The sequence below is a fragment of the Magnetococcales bacterium genome (genome assembly GCA_015231175.1).
Lineage (GTDB): Bacteria > Pseudomonadota > Magnetococcia > Magnetococcales > DC0425bin3 > HA3dbin3.
Window position 1 is genome coordinate 115,192 of the sequence record JADGBZ010000001.1, and the last position, 11,828, is coordinate 127,019.

Below are 11,828 nucleotides of genomic sequence, written 5' to 3' on the forward strand. Positions count from 1 at the left end.
GCGACCCGGGAAAGCCGTTTCATTGGTGAACATTCTTTTTTTGAATCCGCCATTTTTACCGGGTTTTTCCCGGGCGTCCCGCAGCCCCGCCGTCACCAAGGGGGGAACGCTTTACTTTCCCATCTGGTTGGCCTACGCCACCGGAGCCGCAGAGCAGGCCGGACATGCCGTCCGGTTGATCGATTGCGCCGCATCCGCATACTCATTACAAGATCTGTTTTCCGTCCTGGGTTCGTGGCAACCGGAGCTGGTGGTGATCGATACCAGCACGCCCAGTATACTCCACGATGTCCAGGTGGTGGAGAAGATCAAGGCGCGTTTCCCGAAAACCTTTACCCTGCTGGTCGGTTCGCACCCGTCAGCTTTACCCCGGGAGAGTATTGCCCTGAGCGCCGCCGTCGATGGCGCCGCCCTGGGCGAGTATGACGCCACCGTGCCCGATCTGGCGGATGCCCTGGAAAAGGGGCGGGAGTTGCAGGAGGTGCCCGGCCTGGCCTACCGCCAGGGTGAGACGATCTTCCGCAATGCCCGACGTCCCTTGCTTGAAGCGTTGGACCCCTTGCCGTTTGTGAGCGAGGTCTACGCGAAACATTTGCGCGTCGCAGACTATTTTTTTGCCGCCGCCAACTATCCGCTGGTGCAGATCATGACGGGACGTGGCTGCCCGCATCGTTGTTTTTTTTGCGTTTATCCACAAGTCTTTCACTCCCGGCGCTATCGGGTCCGTTCCGCCGGGAACGTCGTGGATGAATTGGCCTTCATCCAACGAAACCTTCCCGATGTGCGGGAGGTCGGTTTTGAAGATGACTGCTTCACCGCCAGTCCCAACCATGTCCGGCAGATTTGTCAGGAGATCCTGGCGCGGGGCATGCGGATCAAGTGGTATTGCAATGTCCGTGGCGATGTCCACCCCGACCTGTTGCGCCTCATGAAGCAGGCCGGCTGTCGCCTGGTTACCGTCGGATTTGAAAGCGGCCACCAAAAAATTCTGGACGGCATGGGCAAACACGCCAAACTGGAAAAGTATGAAAAATTTGTCCGTGATGCCAAAAACGCCGGTCTGATGGTCCATGGCTGCATGATGGTCGGCAACCCCGGCGACACCCGGGAGACGGTCGCCATCAGTTATGCATTCGCCACCCGCGCCAATTGCGACAGCATGCAGTTCTACCCGCTCTTCGTCTATCCCGGCACGGAGGCCTACGATTGGGCCCTGACCAACAACTACCTCAAGACCACTGATTTCACCCAATGGTTGACCCCGGATGGGAATCACAACTGCATCCTGGATACGCCGACCCTCTCCGCCCGGGAGATCGTCGAACTTTGTGACCACTATCTCAAAAAATACCACCTGCGCCCCCGCTATATTCTCATGAAATTGTGGCAAGCCCTGTGCCATCCAACCGAAGGGTATCGTACCCTGCTTTCGGCAAAGACTTTCTTTCTGCATCTCCTCCGCCACCGCTCCGGGAGCGCTGCCGATGATTGACGTTTCCGTGGTGGTGATCTGCATGAATGAAGTCGGCCATATGCGCCGCTGTCTGGAGACCCTGGTGGCCCAGGGTTATCCGGCAGCGCACTTTGAGGTGCTCGTGGTCGATGGGGGATCCCAGGATGGCACGACCGCAATTCTGGACACCTTTTCCCGGCAACAGGCACATGTTCGCTGGATCACGGAGCCGCGCCGGGGCGCAGCCGTGGCGCGCAACACCGGCCTGCTGTCAGCACGGTTCCGGCATGTCGCCTTCATCGACGCCGATTGCGAGGCCTCCCCGGATTGGCTGGAACGCCTCGTCCATCACTTTCAGGATCAGCAAAGCCGGGATCCCACCGTCGTGGCGGTGGGCGGGGGCAATGTTCCCCTCCCCGACGCCCCTCCCTTCATCCAGGCCATCAGCATCGCCATGGACTCCTATGCCGGCAGCTTCAACAGCGTCCAGGGGCGTCGCATCCAGGAAGCCAGAGAGGTTTCCAGCCTCGCGACGCTCAACGTCCTGTATGACCGGGAGCCGCTCCTGAAGATAGGCGGCTTTGACGCGACCCTGGGCAGCGATGCCGAAGACGCCGACCTCAACTATCGGTTACGCCAGGCCGGTCATCGCCTGATCTACATCCCCGAGCTGCCGGTATTCCACAAACTGCGTGCCACCCCGGCGCTCTGGAGCCGGAACATGTTCCGCTATGGTCGAGGCCGGGCCCGCCTTCTCAAACGCCACCCCGCCATGTGGAGCCTGGCTTATCTGCTTCCCCTCCTCTTCCTGGCCGGCATGGCGACACTGCTTCTGTTTCCCTTCTCTCCGCTCTTTGGGCTGCCACTGCTCTATGTCCCCACGATTGCCATCTTGTCTGCTATCCTCTGTTGGCGGCACAGTCGTCTCGACCTGATGGCGCACGTATGCATCATCTTTGTCGTGCAACACTTTGGGTACGCGCTGGGGGAGGTGGTTGGTTTGTTGAGAAGGGAAAAAATCCGGGTATCCCTCCAGCATCACCCAAAAACCGACTGAAAGAGTGGTTTGTTATTTTTCTTGCAAAGGGGTATTCGTGCATCTAAGATCCGCACCCAGTAGGGTCCGGGTGGGTGCAAGGGTACGGGTATCCACACCAGAATCCCAGTCAGCGTACCCACAAAGCCAGGATCCAAACGGACTGCGCTGCGGAATGGGTCACTGTCGTGGTTGCGCGTATCGGTGCTGTCTTGCCGGGGCGCGTGTGTCCTCAAAGCCCGGTGTTATTAAATTTTTACAGGTGAATCAATGGGCAACATGGGTGAGTTCGATCCAAAAAAGAGTGTTCTGGACGCCATGAGTCTTGATGTCGAAAAGGTGTTCAAGGATCCTGCGGATCGTGTTCGTGTCATGGACATGCTGCAACAGGCCAAGGAACAAACCGCGAGACGGCAGATTGTTAAAATTCGGGAAGAGGATCCCCTGAAAAAATTTCTGACGCTGTGGAGGATTCGCTTCCGCTACGGCATCCATTGGTCCAAGCCGTTTTATCCCTTTCGCCTGGCACGGAACGTTTTGCTGGGAAAGACGTATCATTTCCTGAAATTAAAAAAATATGTCCTGAGAGGCATTGAGTTTGCCGGAACCTACCGTTGCAATTTTCGCTGCCACCACTGTCTCTGTATTCGACTGGATGAGAGCAGCAAACGCCGTGAGATGGAACCAGAGGATTACAAAAGAGTCGTCAAGGAGGCGATGAAGCTGGGCGCCACCACCTTCGGCCTTGAAGGGGGTGAGCCCTTTGTCTCCCAGTTCTGGGCCGAAATCATTGCAGCCTGCCAATCCAAGTACAACCATATCGTCATTTCGACCAACGGATTTCTCTTCGATGAGGAGAAAGCCAAGATATGTGCTAACCTTGGTGTCGATACGATCAATTTCAGCCTGGACAGCGGTGTCGCTGAGATACACGATCTTTTTCGGGTGCGCTATGGCAGCTTCAACAAGGTGATGGAAGGCATTGCCTTGTGCCGGAAATATGGCATCAAGGTGATCATCAACTCAGTGGTCCATAAGGAAAACATCTATACCGAGCACTACCGCACGTTGCTGGAATTTTGTGAACGGGAGAAACTGCTCATCAACACACTGTTTGCGAAGGGTGTCGGCAACTTCAAAGACAAAGACGTGATGATGAATGACGAGGATATCAAGAACTACCACGAGTTGATCCGTCCTTACAACTGGGTACAAAGACACCTTAATTACAATTACGGCAAGCAGTTCGGCTGTCCCGGCACCAAAGAGATGATCAATATGACCCCTTACGGGGATGTATTGAACTGCGCCAACATGCACATTTATATGGGCAGTGTCATGGAGGAGCCTTTGGAGGTCATCCGGAAAAGGGCATTGGACCATACGCCGTTCGGCGCCTATCACGCTTGTTTCCTGGCTGATGACAGACACTTCATGAATGTCTATTACAACCTCCTGAAACAAAAGCCACACTTTACCATTCAGGAATTTCGGGAAGACCTGACAAAATACGAAAAGGAGACCGGCAAGGTCGTCTATCCGGAGTTGAGTAAGGACTACCCCTCATAACATGTCTCATATGTTGTGGTGCATCCGAGTCAAGTCGATGGGATAACATCGCGGGGAAACAGGTTCAATGGTGTGTCCTGCCGAAGATGTGGCGATTGATCAGTATCTGGTGGTCATTCCAGCCTTCAACGAGGAGCATTCCATTGCCAGCGTGATCCGTCCGATGGTGGAGCGGGGGTTTGGCGTCCTCGTCATCGACGATGGATCTCATGATCAAACTGCGTTGTGTTCGGAAGTTGCCGGAGCCTCGGTTGTTCGCCACTGCGTCAACCTTGGCTACGGCAGTGCTTTGTTGACTGGATACAAGTACGCGGTCGCAAACAGTTACGCGGGAGTCTTGCAACTGGATGGTGATGGGCAGCATGACCCGGTGCGAGCCATCGATCTGTTGCTGCCCCTACAGAATGGCGAAGCGGATGTCATCCTTGGCAGCCGCTTCCTGGATGCCGAAAGTTACCAGGTACCCAGGTTTCGTCGCATGGGTCAGGAGTTTTACCGTTTTGTCATCCGGTTTTTGACGGGCATGCATATCACGGACCCCACCACAGGATGCCAGGCTTTATCGGGGTCCGTTCTGCATTTTTTGTGTCGGCATCCCTTCCCTGATGATTTTCCCGATGCTAACATTCTCCTCATCTTGCACCGAAAACGGTTTCGCATCATTGAGAAGCCCTTGCGCATGTTTGCAAGTCAAGGCAAATCCATGCACCAGGGAGTTCTGAAGCCTGTTTATTATCTCGTCAAGATGACCATTTCTATTTTTCTCGCCATGACCATGAAGTTGCATTAAGGTAAGGATGTGACCCCAAGACAGGTTTTTCTCATCATTGTATTGGGTTTATTGTTCCTTGGCATGGTGTTGATTTTGATTCAGCGCCACATGTTTCGTGAAAAGTATGCCATCCTTTGGCTGGGAAGCAGCATTTTATTTATTTTAACTCCTCTTTTTTATGATTATTTTATTGAAATCGGGATCTTTTTTGGCATCATGAACCCTGCCTCATTCTTTTTCTTTTTTGCAATTGTTGAGATTTTTTTGCTGTGCATTCAATTTACAGTGGCATTAACAGTATCGTTTAATCAGCGCAAGATAACGATTCAAAATCTGGCGCTTCTTGAACAGCGGGTAAGGGATCTGGAAAGCAGGGTTGGCTTGCAAGGCAAGTAGTTACGTTGTAACATGGCGGGATTTAAGGCTTTTTCTGTTGGATTATCAACATGCATCACTCAATGAATGGAGTTCGTGGTTGGGCATCATTGGTTGTATTTGTATATCATAGCGTTCCATTGTTCTACCCAGTCATTTCAACCCAAAAACATGGTGTCGCAAAGGGGTATATCGACTTATTTTTAGCTAAATCGCCTTTGTACGTCCTAACCAATGGCACTTTTGCCGTATTTGTGTTTTTTGTGCTAAGTGGTTTTGTGTTAAGCGTTAAATTTTTTGAAGAAAAATCAAGAATCTACGTCGTATCGTCCATGCTAAGAAGGTATTTTAGACTTGCTATACCTGTGTTTGCCTCAAGCCTGATTATTGTTATCTGCATCCGTTTTAATTTGTTCCATGAAAATGAAATGGTAAAAATAGGCTTGTTAAAGACTGAGCAACAGAGATATATTTTTCAATTTTATTTCCATGATATTTTTCAAGAGTCTCTTATTCGTGTATTTACAGAGAGAAGCGCATTGCTAAACCTTGTCCTCTGGACTATGCAGTATGAACTGGTTGGTTCATATATTGTATTTTTATTTATCATCCTGTTCGGCACATCAAGACTTCGCTTTGCTATGTATTTTATTTTTTTGGCATTTGCCGGCAAAACAGGATATTATGTAATATACTACAAATGCTTTATTTTTGGAGTGGTTCTAGCAGATATTTACACTAACTTTCCAGCAATAAAAAGATTGAATAAAATATTTTCCCTAGAAATAATGTTCATTTTTACAGCATTATCAGGTCTCGCGTTAGGCTCAATGCCCATGTATATTGAAGAGCCGTCAGCATACCAAAAATCTTTGCAATACGTCATGCGTGGTGTTAATTTTGATGGGGTTTACGCTTTAGGGAGTTGTTTGGTTGTCCTTGGGGTTTTATTCTCCAAAAATCTAGAAAGAATATTCAGCTCAAAAGTGTCTTTGTTTCTAGGAAGGGTTTCGTTCAGCATTTACCTTTTACATATATCCATTATATTTACTTTTGGATACTACCTATTCAGCATATTGGAGGCGAACAAGGTTTTGCATGATTTTGCATTCGTCATTTATTTTGTACTAACAACGTTTTTCGCAATAACGGTATCGCACTATTTTGAAAAATTCATAGACAGGCCAATAAATGGGTTTTCCCAGAAAGTTGTCTGGAAAGTCATCGACGTTGCAATATCCGCAAGACACGCAACACAATCAAGGTGACTGCACAGCTTATTAAAAGGGCAACAATCATCGTTTCGTCCACCGTGAATTGGCGTTCCGCCCCAAACCCTGCAAGGTGGAAGGGCACAGCCCTTCCACCTGGATATCCATCCCGAACCATTCAAAACTCTCCAAGAAAGGATTTGACTACAAATTGGCCTTAAACCTAACAGATATATCAAGGATGTTTATGAAAAGCAGTCTCATTAACCTATCGTTTGTATTTTGCATGCTTGTGTTCTGCGTAGCCTTGTCGATGAGTCCGCGACCCTCCGATGATGTGGCCAGCAGTCGGGGATATTCAAATTTAAGGTGGGGACCATTTGTCGTCACAATGAACTGGGATGGTCTCGAAGCACTTCTGTGGGCAAACGAACCATCCAGGCTTTTATATAGCAGTAACAGAGCTGGCATTCAAAACAGGCCCATGCATATTATCCCATATTACATCGTCAAGCAGCCTCTCGACCTATTGCTTAAATTGTGGGATCCACAAATAAAATATAATAAACAAGGGTTTAACATTCAACAATCAAACCAAGAGAACGGTAAAAACCTTAACGCCCCATTGTGGATTTCTGGATTCCTCGCTTACCTATTTGGCGATTTTGTTTTTTTATATATCGCATTTATTTTATACTGGGATATTCTTGACAAAAACGGCATACTATCTAACCGCACCAATAAAATTTTGGCCTTTTTTATTGGACTCTTAATTATATTTAATCCAACTGTTTCTAAAATAATTTTCACCCCACACTGCTCACTCCTCAACGTTACTTTGCCAATATATTTTGCGTGGGTGTTCCATGAGTGCGCATACGGAGATATGTTGATAAAGAATAACATATTTTCCATATCTGTTTTATTTGGACTTCTTGTTCTGCTATACCCTTTAGCCATACTTTATATACCTATTACAATTACTGCATTCTTCTGGAGAGCAATTCTTGATAAAAATGCAAGCGAAAACAAAAAATATTTCTCAAAAATATTAATATCTTCTTTGATAACAATTTTCCCTGGTATTTTCTGGGTTGTTTTCTATTATCTCTATACTGGAAACAGTCTATGGATGGGAAATTACAACAACGACAGGTCAATTATTTGGATGTACTATGCCTGGCAATCAGGATGGATAAACTTGATTAATGAGCTGATGAGGAATATTTTGTCTATTTTTGTTGCATCACTTTCAAAAATGCCTGCACAAGGCATCATTTTGACAGCATCTCTCTTACATGGAGCGTTCAATAAACAAAATTTTAACAAAACCATGTCAAAATTGTTTGGTGTCGGCCTGACAGTAAGTGGGATCATCATGACATTTTACGTTATTGTTGGAAACAGAGGGTCAGGCCTTATGAGAAGTTACGCTCTTATTCCAAGTTTTCTTCCATTTCTGGCACATGCTGCATGCACAGCATTTGAAACATCTAGCAAATCTAATAAAATAATAATTTATACCGTAACACTGGCTGTTGTTGGAGTTGGAATATACACATCATATTTTATCGATTTTTTTGAACTTACAGACGGCTATCAATTCTATGATAAATTTCCGCCTGTGTATTAACAGATACTCAATAATAACCATCTGGCATTCGACACCAATCGTCGTTTTAGCCATAGTAAATTGGGACTCTGCCTAAAACCCCGTCAGAAGGAGGAGCACAGCCCTTCATCCTGGACATCAAGCCCTTTTTTTTAATAACTTTTTCGGGGGGAACGACCGAAACGATGATTAAGGAGCGGTACTCTGTCACCCAACAAATCAGTATCTTCATTTAGCATTGTTACAAAATTGGGTAAAAAATAATGAAAGCAATGTTTGTTGAGTTTTTAAACATATTTAATGACCAACACGGCGTTTACTCGCTATCAGCGATGCTAAAAAAAAACGGGATCGATGTTGGGTATGTAAAACGGATGCATTTACGAAATTCCATCTTTATGATTAAAAATAATCCTCCAGATGTCCTTTTATACTCTTCTTTTACAGCATCCATTCCAAGAATTATAGATTTTGACAAGAAGATTAAAGAACTACACACAAACATCAAATCTGTGATTAGGGGGCATGGCGTTACATTCGATCCTTTTGTTGTTTCAGGATCAACAATTGATGCCGTTTGTATAGGTGAAGGAGAAACTGTTTTCCACGAGTTTATTTTAAATGGATTTAAACCCATTCGCAACATTTTTGTAAACGGTATGAGTCCGCCAACAGATTTTTCTCCTCTAATAAATCCTGACAGCCTGCCTTTTCCAGACCGAGATTTAGTTTACAATAACGATTCATTGCTTCGCAATTTACCGTCTAAGCAGTTTTTTTCAGGACGAGGGTGCCCATACCGTTGCAGTTACTGTTTCAACCGCAAATACAATGATATGCTCAAAAATTGCGGGCCTGTTATAAGAAAAAAAGCGTTGATTATCTCCTTGAAGAAATCAATTTAGTTAAAGATAAATATCCTTTAAAAAATGTTCATTTTAATGATGATATCTTTATTATTAATAAAAAATGGTTTTTTGAATTTGCTGAAAAGTTTCCGGAATTAAACCTGTCATACACATGTAATATTAGGGCAAACCTTCTAACTGAGGATATTGCTGAAGCATTGGTGGCGAGTCATTGTCGCAATGTAACATGGAGTATTGAGTCTGGAAACGATGAGATGCTTAAGAATATCTTGCGAAAAACTATGACAAAAAAACAAATTTTAAAAACATCCGCGTGTCTTCACAAACATAAGATCCCGTTCCGCGTTTCCAACTTGATAGGACTTCCAGGCGAAACGATCGACGAAATAAAAGAAACCATCGAAGTCAACATTAAATCTCAGCCATCCCTATCCCTAGCCAACATTTTTATCCCTTACCCGAATGTTGACCTTACAAAATACAGTATTAAGCATGGTTATTTTTATCAAAACTCCATCTTGCCAAGAAACTATTTTTCAAGAAGTCCATTAAATTTTACTAAAAACGAACACGACATTATTTATAAAACTTTTTGTTTGTTTCCAGCTCTAGTAAAGTTTCCAGTTTTATTTTACTGCAATATGTGTTTTAAATTTATGTATTTCTTGCCAAAAATATTTTTGCGTTTAATTTATGAACTATTCTATGCTGCCGGATTATCAAAATGGTACGCCATAAAAACACCTATGCTTTTAAAAATAAGAATGGCATTTCGCTATATTCTTTATTACTAACACCAACACGCCATCTGTGAATCGAGTTATTATGAAAGCAGACTATTCAAGTTCGTCTTTCAAGGCGGGTCTATATTGGATTCTCCAATGTGGAAGCAGAGGTGTAAATCTCTATATCCGCATCATATTCTATATTTTGATTGGGGCATTTCTCATATCAACATATTTTTTCCGTGACGTGCAAACATCAGGTGACACTGTGCGGTTTTCTGAATCGGCCGACGTACTTATAAGATCAAATTTTAATCCCTCAATCTATTTTAAATCGTCTATAGAGTCGCAATTATTTTATTATTTTTGGCTTGCTTTAATTGGAAAAATGAAATCAATTGCAGTGAATGACTGGAAAGCATTTCTTGTTTACACCAACATAGCCGCCGCCTATCTGACAATAATCATGACGATTGAGGCCATATTGAAGGTCGTTAATACAAGATCCGCCTTGATTTTTTCTTCATTGCTTTTCATGACTTCAACTGAATACTTACAATGGATTACGTGGGTATTGTCTGATATAATTTATACATTTTTAGCAAGCTTGGTTTTTATGCTTCTCCTAACGAGCGTCCATATGACAAAATACAATTCTATGGTTAAATGGAGTGGACTTATCATGGCGATAATATCCTTTTTTTTTAGACCAAGCGGGATCCCCATTTTATTTTTTTCTATCGTCTTTATATTAATAACCCCCACATTATTTGATAAAGATAGAGTTTTTCATAAAAGAGTAGCGGGATTTATTTTAGCATTACTTATTGTATCAGGATTAATATTATCGTTATTATGGGGATGGCTCATGAAAGATCCTGAATTGCTTCCCCTGAAGATCTTACACCCATCTTTCACCCAACTAAGTAATGAATATAAAACTGGCATCGTTGTATATCTAAAAGAAGAGACATACCAACCACCCCCAGTTACAGTTATTGACTTTACAACAATCACTCTGTTGAAAATTTTTTACTACCTCCAGGTTATCTCAAAAAACCACAGCATATTTCACAACGCATCAAACCTATTGATTTTTTCCTTTTCTGGATTTGCAGGCATTTACTCGGCCTCGCCTTGGAGTTGTTGGTCTGACAAAAAAAAGCATGTTACGTGGTGGGTGCTGTTTGTTATGCTGTCCTATGCTATATTTTATGGTACACAATACGTTGATTATGATTCTCGCTATCGCATACCATTAATACCTCTCATGATCTTATCTTCTTCGATAGTTTTTAATGAGATATGGATGTTTATCCACAATAAATTCGGCGTTGACACTTGTAGAAGTCAGCTTTCCTGGCTATGAGCATCGTCTCGGCTATGTCCCCAGAAAATACCCTTGAAAAACAAAGATAACTACTCAGAACCCTTTCGGGAAAAACTTTGACATGAAAGCCTTTGTCAGGCAACCGTTCAGTACCCCTACCAGAAAAGCCTGGACACAGGAAAGCCTTCGTCGGGGCTCCCCCCGAACCCCACCAGGGCGCTGCCCTGGACCCGCCAGGGAGCCAGCCCCCTTGTATCTTGGATCCGAGGAAAAATGAACGCTGGTTTGATATGATTCGTACCACTGGGCGAAACGGAGGCAGGCTCTGCTGGGGAGCAACCTGCCAAGGGATAACTCAGTCCAAACTCGTCGAGACGGTGAGTCAGGGAGTGGAATGGAAAATTCCACTCCCTCCAGTCGCCAAAGAGAATACACCGGACGATAGATTTGGCCATGCCTAAAAAAACCCAACTCAAAGGACATGATGGTTGCACATCACCCTGTTTAATTGAACATCCAAGCGCATCCTGGTGTGGCAGATCCTTGCCCTCTTGGTTTAAGAAACCGTGGTCCAGCGCCGGTCGCCACACCATTTTCCTTCACTAACCCGAACAGTTGCTTGGGCTTCGAGCCCGTATTTGCAAGGATGGGAGATGAAGATATGAACGCACCCAGTGAGACTCCTGTGTTTATCGGTTTGGACGTGAGCAAAGACCGCCTGGATTTAGCTGTACGCCCTTCTGGGCAAAGTTGCTCATTTTCCAATAACATGGATGGGATTTCCTCCCTTTGTCAATTTGTCAAAACACTGAAACCTACTTTAGCGGTCGTTGAAGCCACTGGCGGATTGGAAACTCCTGTGGCCGCTGCAATGAA

10 protein-coding genes are annotated in these 11,828 nt (G+C 45.1%); all 10 read left to right on the forward strand.

Annotation, left to right across the window (positions count from 1 at the left end):
- Positions 1 to 25: 25 nt before the first annotated feature.
- The 10 genes from HQL63_00510 (at position 26) to HQL63_00555 (ending at position 10,991) form a co-directional block, all read left to right on the forward strand.
- Positions 26 to 1,492: a radical SAM protein gene (locus tag HQL63_00510; protein ID MBF0175319.1), complete on the forward strand. Its 1,467-nt coding sequence runs from the start codon at positions 26 to 28 to the stop codon at positions 1,490 to 1,492.
- Positions 1,485 to 2,510, forward strand: coding sequence for a glycosyltransferase (locus HQL63_00515; GenBank protein MBF0175320.1), 1,026 nt, complete (start codon positions 1,485 to 1,487; stop codon positions 2,508 to 2,510). Before HQL63_00510 ends, HQL63_00515 begins: the two co-directional genes overlap by 8 nt.
- 258 nt (positions 2,511 to 2,768) lie before the next feature.
- Positions 2,769 to 4,058, forward strand: a complete 1,290-nt coding sequence (locus HQL63_00520; GenBank protein ID MBF0175321.1) for a radical SAM protein — start codon at positions 2,769 to 2,771, stop codon at positions 4,056 to 4,058.
- A 67-nt stretch (positions 4,059 to 4,125) separates the two neighbouring features.
- A complete protein-coding gene (locus tag HQL63_00525) occupies positions 4,126 to 4,848 on the forward strand; it encodes a glycosyltransferase family 2 protein (protein ID MBF0175322.1) in 723 nt (240 codons plus the stop codon).
- Positions 4,849 to 4,857: 9 nt separating this feature from the next.
- On the forward strand, positions 4,858 to 5,226 hold the full coding sequence (locus tag HQL63_00530; GenBank protein ID MBF0175323.1) for a DUF2304 domain-containing protein: 369 nt from the start codon (positions 4,858 to 4,860) through the stop codon (positions 5,224 to 5,226).
- 50 nt (positions 5,227 to 5,276) lie between these two features.
- Positions 5,277 to 6,473 carry an acyltransferase gene (locus HQL63_00535; protein MBF0175324.1) on the forward strand — a complete coding sequence of 399 codons (1,197 nt, stop codon included), beginning with the start codon at positions 5,277 to 5,279 and terminating at the stop codon, positions 6,471 to 6,473.
- 190 nt (positions 6,474 to 6,663) lie between these two features.
- Positions 6,664 to 8,049 (forward strand): hypothetical protein, encoded by a 1,386-nt coding sequence (locus HQL63_00540; protein ID MBF0175325.1) that lies wholly within the window; start codon positions 6,664 to 6,666, stop codon positions 8,047 to 8,049.
- Positions 8,050 to 8,291: 242 nt separating this feature from the next.
- Positions 8,292 to 8,933, forward strand: a complete 642-nt coding sequence (locus tag HQL63_00545) for a cobalamin-dependent protein (GenBank protein MBF0175326.1) — start codon at positions 8,292 to 8,294, stop codon at positions 8,931 to 8,933.
- Entirely contained in the window at positions 8,876 to 9,691 is an 816-nt protein-coding gene (locus HQL63_00550; GenBank protein MBF0175327.1) for a radical SAM protein, read from the forward strand. The genes HQL63_00545 and HQL63_00550 overlap by 58 nt, the downstream gene beginning before the upstream one ends.
- A 31-nt stretch (positions 9,692 to 9,722) precedes the next feature.
- Positions 9,723 to 10,991 carry a hypothetical protein gene (locus HQL63_00555; protein ID MBF0175328.1) on the forward strand — a complete coding sequence of 423 codons (1,269 nt, stop codon included), beginning with the start codon at positions 9,723 to 9,725 and terminating at the stop codon, positions 10,989 to 10,991.
- Positions 10,992 to 11,828 lie beyond the last annotated feature (837 nt).